13 protein-coding genes are annotated in these 17302 nt (G+C 40.5%); 11 read left to right on the top strand and 2 right to left on the bottom strand.

Going from position 1 to position 17302, the window contains the following annotated elements:
* Positions 1-138 precede the first annotated feature (138 nt).
* From CIK80_RS02755 to CIK80_RS02705, 11 genes are all read left to right on the top strand, one after another.
* The gene (locus CIK80_RS02755; RefSeq protein ID WP_095568783.1) at positions 139-3483 is read left to right on the top strand and encodes a lytic transglycosylase domain-containing protein; all 3345 of its coding nucleotides are present in this window, start codon (positions 139-141) and stop codon (positions 3481-3483) included.
* A complete protein-coding gene (locus CIK80_RS02750; protein ID WP_095568782.1) occupies positions 3480-3956 on the top strand; it encodes a hypothetical protein in 477 nt (158 codons plus the stop codon). The genes CIK80_RS02755 and CIK80_RS02750 overlap by 4 nt, the downstream gene beginning before the upstream one ends.
* Complete coding sequence (locus CIK80_RS02745; protein WP_257011668.1) at positions 3956-4474, top strand: DUF1833 domain-containing protein; 519 nt, start codon at positions 3956-3958, stop codon at positions 4472-4474. Before CIK80_RS02750 ends, CIK80_RS02745 begins: the two co-directional genes overlap by 1 nt.
* 1 nt (position 4475) lies before the next feature.
* Entirely contained in the window at positions 4476-4850 is a 375-nt protein-coding gene (locus CIK80_RS02740) for a hypothetical protein (RefSeq protein WP_095568781.1), read from the top strand.
* Entirely contained in the window at positions 4825-7695 is a 2871-nt protein-coding gene (locus tag CIK80_RS02735; RefSeq protein ID WP_095568780.1) for a host specificity factor TipJ family phage tail protein, read from the top strand. The genes CIK80_RS02740 and CIK80_RS02735 overlap by 26 nt, the downstream gene beginning before the upstream one ends.
* A 58-nt stretch (positions 7696-7753) precedes the next feature.
* Entirely contained in the window at positions 7754-9613 is a 1860-nt protein-coding gene (locus CIK80_RS02730; RefSeq protein WP_179288309.1) for a sialate O-acetylesterase, read from the top strand.
* Entirely contained in the window at positions 9601-10353 is a 753-nt protein-coding gene (locus tag CIK80_RS02725; RefSeq protein ID WP_095568778.1) for a hypothetical protein, read from the top strand. Before CIK80_RS02730 ends, CIK80_RS02725 begins: the two co-directional genes overlap by 13 nt.
* Before the next feature lie 65 nt (positions 10354-10418).
* Entirely contained in the window at positions 10419-10811 is a 393-nt protein-coding gene (locus tag CIK80_RS02720) for a hypothetical protein (RefSeq protein WP_095568777.1), read from the top strand.
* A gap of 63 nt (positions 10812-10874) precedes the next feature.
* Entirely contained in the window at positions 10875-11369 is a 495-nt protein-coding gene (locus CIK80_RS02715) for a glycosyl hydrolase 108 family protein (RefSeq protein WP_095568776.1), read from the top strand.
* An 84-nt stretch (positions 11370-11453) separates the two neighbouring features.
* Positions 11454-12644 carry a tetratricopeptide repeat protein gene (locus CIK80_RS02710; RefSeq protein WP_095568775.1) on the top strand — a complete coding sequence of 397 codons (1191 nt, stop codon included), beginning with the start codon at positions 11454-11456 and terminating at the stop codon, positions 12642-12644.
* Between the two features lie 130 nt (positions 12645-12774).
* A complete protein-coding gene (locus CIK80_RS02705; protein ID WP_095568774.1) occupies positions 12775-14019 on the top strand; it encodes a tetratricopeptide repeat protein in 1245 nt (414 codons plus the stop codon).
* 402 nt (positions 14020-14421) lie between these two features.
* Here CIK80_RS02705 and CIK80_RS02700 read toward each other — a convergent pair whose 3' ends face one another.
* Both CIK80_RS02700 and CIK80_RS02695 read right to left on the bottom strand, forming a co-directional pair.
* Entirely contained in the window at positions 14422-15777 is a 1356-nt protein-coding gene (locus CIK80_RS02700) for a phospholipase D-like domain-containing protein (protein ID WP_095568773.1), read from the bottom strand.
* Positions 15778-15852: 75 nt separating this feature from the next.
* Positions 15853-17103: a leucine-rich repeat domain-containing protein gene (locus CIK80_RS02695; RefSeq protein WP_095568772.1), complete on the bottom strand. Its 1251-nt coding sequence runs from the start codon at positions 17101-17103 to the stop codon at positions 15853-15855.
* Between the last annotated feature and the right edge of the window lie 199 nt (positions 17104-17302).

The raw sequence follows: 17302 nt of genomic DNA, 5'->3' as shown, positions 1-17302 counted from the left end.
GTTACACATCAATTCCATACCTATTGGGTATTATGTTTATTTATATTTAGACGACGAATAGCCAAGATAATTGCAAAACAAAAACCCTAATCAGAAATGATTGGGGTTTTTTTATATCCAAAATAAGGACTATCTATTATGGCCAGCACTTCACTAGGCACACTAACCCTCGACTTGGCTGTGCGTCTAAGTGAGTTTACCGATGGTCTGTCACGCGCTGAGCGAGCAACTACTGAGGCTACAGAGGAGATGGGCGACTCTGTTGGTAAATTTAAAGAAAAGCTAATTGAAGGTCTTGATGGCACGGCTATCGGTGATGCCGTAGGTTCTCTTAACGAAAAATTATCTTCTATTACTGAAGCTTTTGGTGACAATGGTTTGGCAGGTGTGGCTGCTGTAGGCGCTGCATCTGTTATAGGCTCAGTAGCTGCTATAGGCGCTGGTTTGGTGACTTTGGCATTGCAGACGGCAGAAACGGATGAACAGCTGGCAAGGTTGGCAGCAAGAGCGAAGACTTCTACTACGAATCTACAAGTATTGACAGCCGCAACTGGTGCGTATGGACTAGAAATGGAGAGCGTTGGCGATATATTGGCAGATGCACAAGAGAAGCTAGGAGAGTTTAGCGCTACTGGTGGTGGCGGTCTAGTGGACACTTTAGAGCTTATGCAGAACGCTACCAATAAGACTGACGCTGAGCTAGAAATATTTGGTAAGAGCTTGTCCACGATGGATAGCGTAGATGCTATTCAAGCAGTAGTTAATGAAATGGAGCAAGCGGGCGCTACTTCACAAGAGGTCAGATTCGTTACTGAATCATTAGCTAGTGGGCTTGGCGACATCATACCGCTTTGGGATAACAATGGTGAAGCACTACGCAATTATGAGCATGATCTTAATGAAGCTGGTGTGATTAGAACGAAAGAGTCTATAGAGCAGTCTCAGATTCTAGCAAACGAAGTAGAAGGCCTGCAGATTAAATTTGAGGGAGTATCTAACCAATTAGTTACTGCTGCCTTACCTGCAATGGGTACGTTAATAGAATATTTTAAAGAAGGTACAACGCAAGGTGGTAGCTTCAAAAATGAAATTAGTGGTGTTGGTCAAGCTATTAATATTACAGCAGCGTCAGTGGTTGGTTTAGCAGCAGGAATTGGGTTACTAATTAATTCCTTCTCGGCGGTTGGTATGCAAATGCGCAATATAGGACAGACTGCGCAAAATTACTACGCAGCTGATACTTTGGCGGAGAAGGGCAAGGCTTTATTTACTGGTTTCTTTTCTGCTGGGGCGTTAGCTAGTGGAAGTATGTTAGATATATCTAGCCAATGGGCTAAGGATATGGAAACCATAAATAAATTGTTAGACGGTGCTGCTAGCAAAATGGAAAGAGTCAATACTCAACGTCCAGCGGTTAATACTTCGTTTGGCAGTGTATTAACGGGTAAAGGTAACAATGCTGCATTCCCTTATAGAAACGACGGCATCCCTTATAGAACTGGCGCAGTAGACGTAGAAATAATAGCCTCAAGAGCCATAGCTGATGCCGCTGAAGAAGAAGCCAAGGCGAAAGAAAAACTTGCTAAAGCTAATGATAAAACTGCAAAGTCGCTCAAAGGTTTAGCGACTGCAAAACTGAGTGTGAATCCTAAAGCTTTGGCCAATGCAGAGAACTATGGTTTTGCAAACTATGAAGCGCAATACGGCCTACCGCAAGGACTGATGACCGGCATACACATGCAAGAGTCACACGGCAATCCTAATGCAACTGGTCCTATGACCAAGTATGGCAAAGCTAAGGGTGGTTTTCAGTTTATCGATGCTACCGCTAAGCGATTTGAGGTTGATAACGCTTACAACATGGAGCAAGCCACTGAGGGCGCGGCTAAGTATTTAAGCTATCTTTATAAGCGGTTTGATGGCGACCTTGCCAAGACTATTGCTGCTTACAACACAGGTGAGGGCAATGTAGATAAAAACCCAATGTCTTTGATATTGTCTGACCGCTGGGCTAGAAACAAAAAAACAGGTATCGGGCAGACCAAAGAGTACACAAAAAATGTTCTCGCTTACATGAAGTCAGCCACGACCGATACAAGCAAGCTAGTTTACGACACCGTCACCAAGCAAGCACAAGCTGCACAGAAGCTACAAGAGGAAACGTTACGTCGACAAAGCTCAATTCAAGCAAAGTACGCCACTGACCGTGAAAAATTAGACCGAGAATATGCTACCAATGTCACTGAGATCGAATCTTTGTATGCTGAAGGTTCGATTGAACGTACTGATTTACTAAATCGAGCAAAAACTGAGTACGACCAAAAGCGCACAGCAAACGCAAAATCGATACTTGAAAGCTATATGGCAGATGAGGAAAAGCTGACATACGAGCACAACAAAAAAATTGAGCGTATCAATGCTGAGTTTGCTGAAAATGATCCAAATAGACAATTGCTTGTTGACTTGCAAAATGCAGCATATCAAGAAGACTTGGCTAACTTTAGGTTTGTATCACAAGCTAAAGCACGTGAGCAAGATAAGATGTACCAGTCCATTGCTAATAGTGCGAGAGCTAATAGCCAGCTTGCGCTTAGTACTGGCAAAGACAGTATGATGCAGCGCGCATTAGGCGATGAAGATTATCAACAGTGGCGCTTATCTCAAGATTATGTAGAAGGTTTCGATTCTATTAATAATCAATACTCTGGTCGTGAAAAAGAGATCAATGCTAAAGATGAGCGTGGTGAAGATTATCTATTGCCAGAGCTTGAACGTAACGAGCTTCTAGAGCTGGCACGCCAAGAACATTTAGACAATATGTGGGCAATGGAGCAGGAATACGCCTTAAAAGACCAGACTCTTGCAGAACAACACGCTTCACAACGTGTGGCTATCTATCAAAGCTTATTTGCTGGCATGACTAATGCTGCATCCGTATTCTTCGGTGAAAACTCAAGAATGCATAAACTTGCGTTTGCAGTTGAGCAAGCTTATGCCGTAAACAAAGCTTTGATGAATGTTGAAGAAACTTACTCAAACACATTTAACTCACTATCAGCCGTGCCACTGATTGGTCCTTATATCGCGGGACCAGGGGCAGCTGTTGCAGCTGGTCTTCAGGTAGCTGCTGCCGGCAGAATCCAAGGAATGTCCGCACCCAGCATAGCTGGTATTGCCCACGGCGGACTTGATTATGTTCCAAAAGAATCTACCTATCTGCTTGATGAGGGTGAGCGAGTACTATCCCCTAAACAAAATAAAGACTTCACGCGCTTTATGGGCACTGCTGGCAGGCAAGGTAACATCACAATCAACAACAACTCACGTGCTGAAGTCAGTGCCAGTCACAACCCTGATGGCACGGTAACGATTGAGATGGTCGATAAGATGATGGATAAGCGATTTCGTCGTATCCAAAACCCCAATTCACTTGAAAGCAAAAGTATACAGCGCGGCACGACCGCTAAGGTGAACCGCCGATGAATAACTTTGCATTGTGCCCATTGCAGCGTGGCTACACGCCTGATGTGGCAAATAATTTACTAGAACAAGCGTTGATGGGTGGCTTTGCCCGTCAGCGTATGCAGTTTATTAACAACGTGCATACCGTCACTGCATCGGTCATGCTTGATGAGAAAATCAAACAGCAATACTTTTGGGCATTTTGGCGTAGCCATCAAAAAAACCCACGTCCGTTTTTGTGGCGGTTAATGGTTGATGATGTTGAGATGACCACCTATGTTTGTCAGTTTGTGGCTGGATCGTTAAATACCGGTGAACGCGATGGCAAAGTTTATAGCGTGTCCTTTGGTCTGCGTTTAAAGCCAAACAATACTGGCAAAGATTTTGATGAAACTATTATTGGTCTATGGGAATCTGGCGACCCACGTAAATTGCTCAACTTGCTCGAAAAACTGGTCAATGAAGATTTGCCAAATGCACTAGGAGGTATTTGATGGTAACGATTAATGATATCAAAGACCTACATCTTGATAGCTCACCAAGTATTGCTTTGCTGGAAACATTAGAAATCCGACATAGCCTATGGCCAAAACCGATCCGCATCGTAACCAATCATGATGACGGGGTTGATGCCATGCTTGAGACGGGCGAAGTAGTTAACTTCGAATTTGCGCCACTGCTAATCAATAAAGGCAAAACCTCTGACGATCTTGATCAGGTTTTAAACATTACGCTCGGTGACCTGGGCGAGATTGTACCGCCACTTATTAAGCAGATAAGAGCGTCTGACAGCGATGAATACCCACAAGTTATTTACCGCGCTTACGCTTTTGATGCAGCCTCAATGACGTTTGCCAAAGACAAGCCGATTGATATCACCAAAGGCTTGTTCGTTGAGCAAATGAGCCGCGATCACCAAGCCACCACATTTGATGCTAAGACACCTGATAAAAACACTGTAGCCACAGGTCGCATTTACACGCCAAGCTATTATCTTGATTTGAAGGTTTAGTATGAAAAGCATCGATCCTTTACTTGGTCGTAAATTTGACCGCGCAAATTATCACTGTGTCCATTTTCTGATAGATGCTGGCAAGCATTTGTTTGACTACAATTTTAGTCATTGCTTCTTGGGGTTGACTGGTTCGCTTAATGACACGTTAATACCAACCAAGCAAGGTATGGAGCAAGGGAAATTAGTGGACAAACCAAACGATGGCACAATCGTACTTATGATGACGCTGGATAATCGACATCATGTGGGCTTGCAGTACTGTAACCGCATACTTCATTTATCAGAGACGGGTCCACGCTTTGAACCCCTACGAAGCATCAAGCGACAATATAAAAAGGTGCGATTTTATGACGTTAAAGATTTTTCACAATGAGCTTGACGCGAGCGAATGCACTGACCATGAGTTTTACTGTCTTTTAACTGAATGGATTAAGGTGCGTGACAAATATCCAGCAGCAAGACTATATAAGGGTGTTATCTGTGTACAGAATGACATCACGCCAAAGACTGTAAAAGAAGCTTGGGCGCTTAAAGATGTGACCGGTGATTATAATGTGCTGTGTCATGCACGCGACCCAGTGACATTAGGTGTCATTGCTGCTGTCATATCCGTAGGCGTAGCAGTTTATACCTATATAAACATGCCTGATATGAGCACGCCACAAGATACATCTGGCTCACCCAACAACAGTCTTGCTCAGCGTCAAAATAAGCATCGTGTTAATGAGCGTGTACCAGATGTTTATGGCAGGGCTAAATCTACTCCTGATGGAATCTCGTACTTTTACCGCTACTATAAAGATCAAATCCAAGTTGAGGAGTGCTTACTCTGTTTTGGCACCGGCTCATTTGCAATAGATGAGAATAGTATTAAAGAAGGTGAGACGCCTATCAGCACCATCGAAGGTGCATCAATAAGCATCTACGAGCCGAACCAGTCGCTCATCGATCCCAATCCACAAATACAGATAGGTGCTGCATTTGATGAGTTGCCACTGGTCACAAAGCAAGTCTCCTCAATCGATGGCAAACAAACCCTACGCTCGCCTAACAGTGGTTATTTAGAGTATAGAGGCGTTGTCTTTACATCGCCAAATACCATACAAGTTCAAGCAGACCAAGGAACGACCGCAAATATTGAGTGGGATAACGGTAGCTTTGTTAGTTTACTCAAACCCAAGATTGCTAAATTCACCAGTGAGTTTCAGTCTGGCGAGAAGATTATTATTGCAAACGCGATATACGGTACCGTTACTGATAGTGTCATATCTGGAAATACCAACATCGATGTTACCGATGGCGTACTGACCATTGCCGCCAAGCAAGACATATTCAATCCTGATGACTACAAGAAAATCCGCATTACATCGCTTCTAGTGGGTGATGAAAATGGGGGTAGCTTGAATCTAGCAGGTGAATATCCTGTTGAGAGCATCATCAAGTCTGGTGGCAACGGTGCTTACATCTATGAGCTGACACTTGCTGACGGCTACAAGGATATCAATCCAAGCTTCTATATGCTGACAGTCAACACAACTGGCGTGACATCTGGTGTATTAACAGATAACGATAACAACGTCGACTTGTCTGGTGAATACACAGTATCTAGTGTCACCGATACGAGTCTTACACTCGTCAATCCAGCCGCTGTGAATAGTGACTGGAATAAACTCAGTAGTTTAAACCAGTCGCAAATAGTTGATATGCTCTCTCGGACTGTGACGTTTGCCAGCTCAAAAGATAATTTTATTGGTTGGTACTATGCTGGCAGTAAAGACAGCACAGGGTTTATCCTAAATTACTTGGCACAAAACGGTATATACCAGGGCAATACATCACAAGAAGTGGCTGTCGAAGTGGAATATCAAATGGTCGTCGATGGCGTGCCAACGGGTCCAATATTTAAGCATGGCGACGTTATGCGCGGTATTGCGAACAACCGCAATCCTATTGGTTTGACTATTAAAAGAGATCTGCCTAGTGCTGGTCCGTTTAGATTTAGAACCAAGCGCTCTAACGACAATCGAGACTACAAAGGCAAAGATGACAACCTGATTGACGATGTGATATTTGAAAGCGCCTATAGCTGTTACGAGACTAAGCGCTCAGTCTATGAGTACGATACTGTTGCACGTCTGCGTCGCATGGCAATCGGTTCTGGTACAAACGCCAGTGAGTTAAATGCAGTCGTACACCGTAAGCTAGATACGATTGATGGTTTTCTTCCTACAAGCGACTTTGCTGATATTGCCATAGCAATGGCTCTGGATCCGTGGATTGGTCGTATGTCTGCTGAAGAGATTGATAGCGAGTCTCTTTATGATTTGAGTGATGAGGTCGCCACTTACTTTGGCACTGACAAAGCCTGTGAGTTTAATTACACGTTTGATGATAAGTACAGCAGCTATCAAGAAATGATATTTGCACTCGCTGAAGCTGTATTTTGTACAGCGCGCCGTGAAGGTGGTCTGCATTATTTTAATTTTGAGCGTGAGACACCCAATAGCCTACTGTTATTTAATCATCGTAATAGTCTGCCAGAAAGTATGACGGTTACTGAGTTTTTTGGCATCCAAGATAATTATGATGGTGTTGAGCTCAAGTGGCGCGATCCAGACGACAACTATGGTGAAGCAATTATCAGGCTGCCTGATGACCTACGGACTAACTACAAGACGATTGATACTCAAGGTGTGACCAATAAATTACAGGCTCACTTTTTAGCACATAGAGTGTGGAATAAGCTTAGGTACAACCGTAAAGCGATTGAGTTTACCGCATACGGCGAAGGCGACTTAGTGACGCGCATGGACAGAATCGCTGTCGTTGATTCGACGGTACCGATACTATGCAGTGGTCAAGTTGAGCTGCAAGAAAACACGATATTGACCTTGGATTATCCAGTTGATTTGGATGAAGACAAGAGTTATGTCATCCATCTGCAGCTTAAAAACTGCACCGTTGATGTGATTGAGATTGTTGGTCAAGTTAGTCATTATCAAATCGAGGTGGCACGCATACCAATGCTGCCGCTAGTAACGTCAGGTGTGGCCCATGCTGTATTTGATATTACTGAAGCAATGGAGCTTGAAGCTGATGCGTATCTAATCAACGAGAAGACAGGCAAGGGAGTGTTTGAGTCATCAATAAGCGCTATGTCCTATGATCGGCGTTATTACCCGAATGATAAAGACTACATCAACGGGCTGATAGCCTAAAATTAAATTAAACAATGCCCACCCTAATCCGGTGGGCTTTTTTATGGGAGCTTTAAAAATGGCAGAGCTGTTAACGATACAAGATTCTATTGATGGTCGTTTGGATACGCAGACACTCAAAGAGGCTGTGAACGAAGATAAAGTGATCGTGAGTCGTCTAGGCAAAGAGTATGCGTCAGTACCGATGGCTTCACGATTATTTGTAGAAAGTGCATTGCTTGGCGCAACGCCTTACTCCACTTTCGAAAAGATGACGACAGAAGGGGCTGCTAGTGCCGACGAGAGTTATGCCGTTGTTACTAATGATCCCATTATAAATAATGTTGATAAAAATGGTTTCTATGAAAAAATTGATGGTGATTGGGTGTTCTTGGAATGGAACCCAATCGTTCAAGCAAAAGTTTATACCGATACTGCACTTGGCGACGTTGCTATAGAGAGTCAGGCAGTTGATGCAGACAAACTATTAACATTTACCGATGATAACTATAATATTTTGGTAAATATTGATAGTGAGCTAACTGCTAATTTTGATGGCGTCAAAACAGATCGATTAGAAACAGCGCAAATGCAATGGTACGACTCAAACCTAACTGATAACCCATTAACGTTTACAGATGATAGCGGTAATATCCTATGCTATCTAGATCTAAATGGAGAGTTGCAGTCGATATCCAAAAACAGCAACTCATTATTAAAACCAATGACAAGACCTTTTACCGATATTATCCACGTTGCAATTTATGGACAATCATTATCTTTAGGTCTTGGCGCAACTGTAGTGTCAACCGCGGATGAGGCTACTAATGCGTTAGTACCCAATGCAGGCATTGAGGATGGTCAACAAGGATCAGCCAAACAAGGTATCGATAGCTTGCCGCTCAGCTCTACTGGCTTAGTAGCCTTTGACCCTGCGCTCAATCCAAACCCTAAAGAAAGCCCTATTTACGCTGCAACAATACACTTACAAAAATCGCTAGATATAAGAGAGTCTTCATCAAAAATATTAGCATCCGCGCATGGGTATGGTGCAACCGCGATAGCTGGCTTATCCAAAGGCACCATAAATTACGACGTCGGAATCGCTCAATCAAAACGATACAGGGATTACGCAAGCGCGCGCGGCGAATCATGTTTAACCCAGTTTGTACTTTGGGTGCAAGGCGAAGCAGATATTAGCACTGGCTTAAGCGCCATTGCATACAAAACAGCGCTGACTAAGTTAGTAAGCGATTATCAGGGTGATATCAACCAACCAGCATTAAAGCCGATGATGCTGTCATATCAAGTATCTAGTCACACTAAGCGTACACCTAATAGTAGTCCTGATATTGCATACGCTCAGTTGCAGCTAGCAAACGAAAACCCTTACTTTAAAGTCGCTTGTGCTACTTACCCTATGCACTACTATGACGGCGTACATATGATTGCAGACTCTTATAGATGGCTTGGAGCGTATTTTGGGAAAGTGATGGATTGGATGTTGACTAATAAAAGAACTGACTGGAAGCCCCTACAGCCTGCAAGCATTATACGTACTGGCAAAGTAGTGACTATCTATTTTGATGTGCCGGTAGGACCATTGGTTTTTGACACATCAATGGTAACAAACCCAGGTGATTACGGCTTTATAGTTAAAGATTCAAGTGGTGTGGTATTACCCATATCTAGCGTCAGCATCAAAGATGGGGATAGGGTTAACATTATATTAGCTACTGACCCAACATCATCGGTCACAGTAACTTATGCACTCGGCACGACTGGCGCAGACGCAGGCCCAGTGACTGGCGCAAGAGGTAATTTAAGAGATTCTGACGATACTGTATCAAATGTTTTAGATAATACTGGCACACCCTATACTTTATACAACTGGTGCATTTTATTTTCACAAAAGGAGAATTTTCAATGGGCGCAGTAATTAGATTAAAAAACGTCAATATTGGCCAGTCACCGCTTGGCGTAGTTACCACTGCGTTTTTGCCAAATCCCACGATGACATTTGTACCATCTGTAAATGGTGCAATAACAACTCTACCAACTGGTGTAACACTTAGTAAAATCGGCAGTCCTGTTTTTACTAAGGATTATGCACAAGGGCAAGGTACGACAGACTACCTAAAAACAAACTATCAGCGAGACAGTAGTAAGAGCTTTACACTTGCTGCAGTTGTTAAACGTGATGCAACCACTGGTCTACAGTTTTATGCGGGTGATTATCATAATGCCAGTCATCCAAAATATAAAAATAATGCTGGTATGGCAATTATTGGCAGTGGCACTCAAGGATTACGCCCTGTTATTCACTTGTTATCGGGTGCAATATTTAACTCAGCAACAACCCCAGAACTATTAAAAACGGGAGTTAATCTCAGTCAGTGGTACTTCGCGTGTCTCACAGTTAATACTGAGACAAATACAGCCGAATTTCACGTACCTGCACTTGGCGTTATTTGGTCTGAAAGTTTGTCCGCACCAATGCGGCCGTTAGAGGTTGACGAAAATATAATGTTCTTAGGTAATGAAAGTGGTGCTAGTGGTTCGTCAGCTCAGATTGCGCTTGCTGCTTTTTATGAGCGGCATTTTACTCAGGAAGAAGTGATGCAACAATACGAATTTGCGAAAAACTATTGCGCATCGAAAGGTATGAGCGTTAATTAAACCCAGCAGCTTTTGAAACCCTCAATTAAGAGGGTTTTTTTACGACTAAAATTTGAGGGGGCGTTATGCCACAAAACACACCGTTTTTAGAGCTAATCATACTAAAGCTGATGGTATTTCTACCTAAAGTTTTTGCAGCAGTGATTGGTGCAATATTTGGATTGATGCTATCAGGTGACATCGGCAAAGACGGCAAGATACAAGTCAATATGTCTGTGATAGTCAAGTTTACTATCGCTGTCACAATCTCGCTATTTGGTGGGGCCGCGCATATAGAATTTATGGGCTATCAAGATTATAGCGTGATGACACAGGGCGCAATCATGCTTGTTTGGGCGGTGTTCGGCATGTTGGCCATAGGGATTGTCTATCAAGCTGTAGCATTGTGGCAGGGTAAAACGATTGCTGAGGTAATCAAAGAGATCAAAGACGCAGCGTTTGCAATCTTTGGTAAATAATAATCAACATTAAATACAGCCCCAAATTGGGGCTTTTTTAATGTCTGAAACAAGGTAAAAACTATGAGTATCTACGACATGATTTTTGATAGATTAATGGATCATGAAGGCGGTTATGTCAATCACCGGGACGATCCCGGTGGCGAAACAATGTATGGCGTGACTAAGCGTGTCGCTAATGCACACGGCTACTGGGGAGATATGCGCAAGCTACCAAAGTCCCTTGCAAAGCAGATCACTGAGAAATCATACTATAAAGCGGTTAAAGGCGATCAACTAGACCGCTTAATTGCATGGCAGCTAACAGACGCTGCATATAACCACGGTAATAGACAAGCTGTTAAGTTTCTACAACGAGCAGTCGGTGCCAGTGCTGATGGTTTGATTGGTCCACGTACGCTTGCAGCAGTTGCAGCAATGGATAAAAATGATGTCGTATTTTTATTTAATGCAGAGCGCATCGAGTTTTATACCGGTCTTCGTGGTTGGATCAGTTTTGGTAAGGGATGGGCAAGACGAGTTGCTGGTAACTTACGATTTGCAGCTTCAGATAATTGAAAAAAATTCGACTATACTCCACCTTAACCAATGATAATTTTTATTAAGCGGGTATAATGGGTTTATTTTGCCAAGGTGTAAATTATGAGAAAGCCCAAATACATTAGAGATTCTTTATTTCCTAGCGCTATAGAAAATGGAGATTTGCAAGTATCAGGAGAACACCATCAACTAATAAGCAATAACAGATCTAAAAAACTGATTATTTTCTTCAGCGATACAGTCACAAAACAAAAACAATTTAATTTTTGGGAAGTCGGTAATAAGTTATCAGCTCATGCGAATATTCTTTTTGTGAAGGGTTGGTGTAATTCTTGGTATCAAGATGGTGTTCGTGGAATTGGTTCTGATTTAGATTCTACGGTAAAAAATATTAATGGTTGGATGTCAAAAGAGGGTGTTAAAGAGGTTTTTTGCACTGGTCAATCAATGGGTGGGTATGGAGCATTGTTGATTGGTGGCTTACTTGGCGCAAAAATTATAGCTTTTGGTGCTGAGACTTTACTTGATATACCACACGGTCAATATTCTAGGAAAGCAGATCGTTTAATTGCTATTCAGCATCAAGACTTATCAATAAGCTTTAAATCAGGCTTAAATGCCGTACTACTTGCTGGCGAAGAAGCTGCTAATGATATTTACTGCGCGCAAAGGATGTTGTCAGTGCCATTTGTTAACGTTCACACAATGAGATATGTCGGGCATGATCCTGCTGGATACTTGAGAAAGCGTGATCGTTTAGAGCCATTGCTTTTAGATTGGATTAATGGAAGTATCTTTCCTGAAATGGAAGAGTTCGGCAGAGCACTTGAAGAGAAAGATTTTCCTGAGAATTTCTATCTTGGTTGGTGCGCTATAAGAGATAAAGACTATCCTTTGGCAATAACTAAGCTAAAAACAGCGGTTCAGCTCTATCCTGCATGCGATGAAGCTAGAAGGCTTCTTGGTGTTGCACTTAATGCCGAGAAAATGCATTTAGAAGCTTTCGAGCAATTTTCTGTAGCATCTGCTTTGCGTTTTCGTGCGCAATCACATTTAGGTATGGCTAACTCACTTCGCTTTATGGGTGAGATATCTCAAGCAAGGCGAGCGTATTTAAAAATAATAAAAGCGTTTCCTGAAAACGCACCATCACATTATGGGCTTGGTCTTTGTTATATTAAATTAGAAAATTTTGAAGGTGCGGCTAGTTGTTTTAAGAATGCGCTTAAATACGACCCTAAAAATACAACTTATAGTAAGCGACTGAAAACAACCAAGTCGATAATAAAGTAGTGAAAAACTTACGATTTGCAGCATCGGATAATTAAAAAATATGCCACTATACTTCACCTTGACTAAGGTGAAGTTTCGCCAGTTATCGTTAAGCAGGTATACTAATGTTATTTTACTTAGGCATAAGTTTATGATCATAAAAAGAAATTTTGGAGAATTTTTATCATCTGGCAATATAAAAGATGAAGGTTTACAAATATCAGAAGATACAGGGAATTATTCGCAGCCGATGACTACTACAGAAATAAATACTATAATCCCTTTGTCATCAGATACACACTACTTTGACGCGAAGCCTAACTCAAATAAGTTGTTAATAGTACTTAGCGCAACTGGTACAAAGCCTGGTCGGTTTAACTTATGGAGCTTGAGAGATCAGATACCACATAATATATTGTTTTTGCGAGTTCCGACTAATGACTGGTATCAGCGCGGTATACCAGGTCTTGCTGATTCTCATGATGGGACTATTGAAGCAATTAGATCGCTAGCCAAAGCTCATAAAATAACAGATATGTATACGTGCGGGTCAAGTATGGGTGCATACGGCGCTTTGCTTTACGGTACTTCATTGAACTGCAATGTACTTGCGTTCAATCCAGAAGTTGAACTCAAACTTCCTAGTAGTCGCTCTACAAAAATGATGCCAAAAGATGCTCCTGTCAACTTCCTCGATATTCGATCAGAGATGAAAAAAAGTAGTGCAATTTTCCATATATATACAGGTGAACGTGATCCAGTTGACTTGTATTGTGCTGACTCAGTTAAAGATTTTGTAAATGTTAGAGTAGTTACTTTTCCTGCTGATGAGCATACTGTGTTAAGAACCTTCGTTTCTAGCAATAGATTTTTAGCATTGATGTGGTCCTTCATGTCTGGCAGCGAATCGCTAATATTGTCAGATACAGGTCGTGCCATGTCTTATGATAATTTTGCATATAACTTCTATCATGGTTGGTTGGCTTATCAAGGTAAAGATAATGAGAAATGTAGACAGTTTCTTGAGTTAGCATTAGCTGAGTATCCAGCTTCATCTTACTGTCAGTATATGATGGGGAATACATTATATCGGTTAAAAGACTATGAAAAAGGGAAGGATCATATATTATTTGCATTGGCTTTAGAGCCTGAACTGCCAGAACACCATGTTAGTCTCGCATATTACTTCCGTCAGGTCGGTTTGTTAGAAGAAGCTGTAAAAACACATTTAGAAATTCAAAAAAGATGGCCAGAGTCATACCAATCTAAATATGAGCTTGCAATGGTTTACTTAGCTCTTGGTAAAAAATCGCAAGCAATTGCACAGCTCGAAGCTGTAATTAAGTTAAAGCCAGATCGTCAAAATTATAAGAATGCTTTAGCAAAAATACAATAGTCGTAATTCTTGACAGGATTCTTGACAGCCTACTATCAAACACTATCAAACGTAATCACATTCACTTTTCGTAAGTCATTGATATTACTAAGAGCGAATGTGATAGAATGTGATGGTATCGGGTTCAACTCCCGCCATCTCCACCAATACAAAAAGCAACAAACCAGCAATAAAATAGTAACAAACGTTAAAAGCGAAAACCCCTTATAGCACAACGCTTTGAGGGGTTTTTTATTACCTACAATATGTTTTTGTTCAGGACAATAGATACGAAAAAAACGATTAATATCGTAATAATACACACCTGACGTACACGGATTACACACAGGAAATAGCCAAATATTTAGTGAAAAAGACATATTTTCAGTTAGCACCGTAGATGCGTCTAATCAATAAAATCACCTATACATTATTAGTCTCAAGGTAATCAATTTCTTCCTTCAGTTGTGCTTTTATTTCTTCAAAATACGCATTCCAATCGTTAATACTACTGATGGTTTGATAGTCTTTACTGTTTTTGATCGCAAAAATCTCTTGTTCGACTTTCTCAATCTTATGTTTTAATATCTGAACAATGGCTTTAAGCTGCTCTGATTTGCTAACCGTTTCTGAGCGAGGTTTAAACATACCTTGCTTTAGCTCCGCCAGTATTTCTTGCACTTCAATGACATCATTTTTTTCATAGGCTTCGTTGAGTTTTATAAAAACCTCTTGTGCAATATCTTTCATCTCTTCACTAACACGATCAGGGTGACAGATTTGACTGGCTTGTCGATAGGTCTTCTTTAGCTCTACGCGTTCTTCCTCATCGAGCTCATAAATTATTTTTTCTGATTCAATTTCAATTTGCTCGTTGTAGTCTTCTTCATCTTGCACGGCTTCTGCATACTCTTCGGGATTATCTTTGGTAGATAACTTGCGTAATTGTAGTAATCGGCTGATGTAGCTTCCGAGCTCATTAGTATGACGGTAATGAAATTCTGAAAGCATTTTATCCAATTCAATCTTCTCATTGTCGTAGGCATTGAGTTGGTGTTCAAGATGGCGGATCTCTAATTTCAAAGCTTTGACATCAATATCTTTATAGACGACCAAGGCATGATGGTTTTTGATGAATTGGTCAATGAGGGTAATTGCAGTATCAAAGCTATGCTGTTGTAAAGCTTGGGTGATAGCAGCAATGTCTTGTTGAAAGGCGTATGTCTTTAGCTTGGTGTTTTCGCGCGTAATATCATCTATATCCTCTAGGATAACGTAGTTTTTGATAATTTCGAGACGTTTGATGATTTTATCGAGTGGTAAGTCTGGGGTGCTATCTTGATGATCAAAGTAGGTATTGCGGATTTTCTTAAATTGACTAATGAATTGTTCAGCTAAAATGGTATCGCCTTTAGTAATCAGTACATTCTCATGATTTTTCTCAGCCTTATAGCTCCAGTTATAAGAGCCATTAATCACAGTATCACTGTCAATCACACAAAACTTATTGTGCATAAGGTTTGTTTTACCGTCACCGATTAGATAGGCAGCAGAGTTGCCAACACTTAATTGGTCGTAGTCGACATAACTTTGCTGATTGATGTGATCGTTTGATAGCATCAACTGAACGGTGACACCCTCTTTTGATTTTTCAATAAGCGTGTTAAATAAAGTGCGATTAGTAAACCAAGCGACAGCAATATAGATGCTTTGCTTCGCTTGCTCCAGCTCAAGGCGAATTCGCTCAGCGATGTCTTCAAATATTGCTTCGGTTTGCATACTCATCCAATTTAAGAATTATAAAAGTTAAGAAAAGGGGTTTACTTCTTTACTATATATATCGCTATAGTAGTATTAGAAAGGCTGGTCCTCTTCACCATGGAAGTAATGCTCTTTAATTAATTTAAGACTTAGAGGAAGGTTATTTATTGCATTAACTTTAATATCAAATCCTTCTAACGCTTGATTGTAACCATAATTTGGTAAATCTTTAAGAATTCCAACGTCTATATGAAATGAAATTAAACTTTCAAGCAAACACATGCTAGTGGGTAGGGTTGTAATATAGTTATTACTAATATTGAGGCTAGTAAGATCTTTTAACTTGCTAATATTTTCTGGTAATGTACTAATGTTATTGCCTGCTATGTTAAGCTTATTTAAATTTTTGAGTTGGAATATAGCTTCAGGAATTTCTGATAAATTACAATTAGTAATATTAAGTTCAGTTAAATTTATGAGTTTACAAATAGCTTCAGGAATTTCTAGCGAATTACAGTTATCAATACTAAGTTTGGTTAAATTACTAAGATGATGAATATCTTTATGGATTGTTATTGACTTACAATTATTGATACTAAGTTTAGTCAGGTTACTAAGCTGACGGATGCTCTGAGGTATATTTATTATCTCTGATCCACGAATAATAATATCAGTCAACTGTTTCAGCTGACAAATTTCCTCGAAAAAATTACTGACGTTACATCTCATAGCTACTAACGTCTTTAAATTACTAAATGACTGGGCATTTTTTAAGAAATTACTAGAATCTACCCTCTGAAGTTCAATCTTTATAAGATTCTGGAGATGGCTCAGTTCAACAGGTATAGAATTAATTTTATTAGTGGTAGATAAGAGCCTTTCCAAACGTCTTACTTCGTTATTCAGGTCATGTACTTTTATAAACTCTGGAGGTATCCCACCAATATGTAGTCCTATATCCCTCGCTCTTTGTAGTCTTTCATTTTCCACTCTCAGAGATTCCTCTGCCTCTTTTTTCTCTTCCAAAAGGTTCTCAAGGTCCTCAGAGCGACACATTTCAATATTTAAAGACTCTAGTTTTATTAAATCTTCTTTATTGCGTGGTATTTGTGTTTCAGTTAGTTCAAATTCATCTGCCCAATCCCATATTTCCTGTATCCAGCTATCATCAACTGCTAATTGACCAGCCTTACGTGCGGCTATTGCTGAACTAATGATAGAATTTGTTAATGCCAATAAGCTACCTTTACCCTTTAGGGTAAGGCTATTACTATTTTTATCAGACTTCATAATAGCTTGAGATTCTGCTTGGTTTTGATCAGCATTAGTATAATTTTGAGTCATAGTGTTTTTAGCTTTAAAAAAGATTTATTAAGTATCGGGTAAAATCATATCATCTATCGATAGTGAGAAGCTAATCAACTACTTATTCTTTTAAATCATAAAATATTAGTAGACCTAATATTTTATAGTCAATTTGTTAAAGAAGATAAATAACAGCTAAAACTGCTTTGAAATAACTAAGTACTAACATTTGTATCTA

It is taken from the genome of Psychrobacter sp. JB193 (genome assembly GCF_002285555.1).
In the GTDB taxonomy this organism is placed as follows: domain Bacteria; phylum Pseudomonadota; class Gammaproteobacteria; order Pseudomonadales; family Moraxellaceae; genus Psychrobacter; species Psychrobacter alimentarius.
This window is presented reverse-complemented; position numbering and strand designations above follow the sequence as displayed.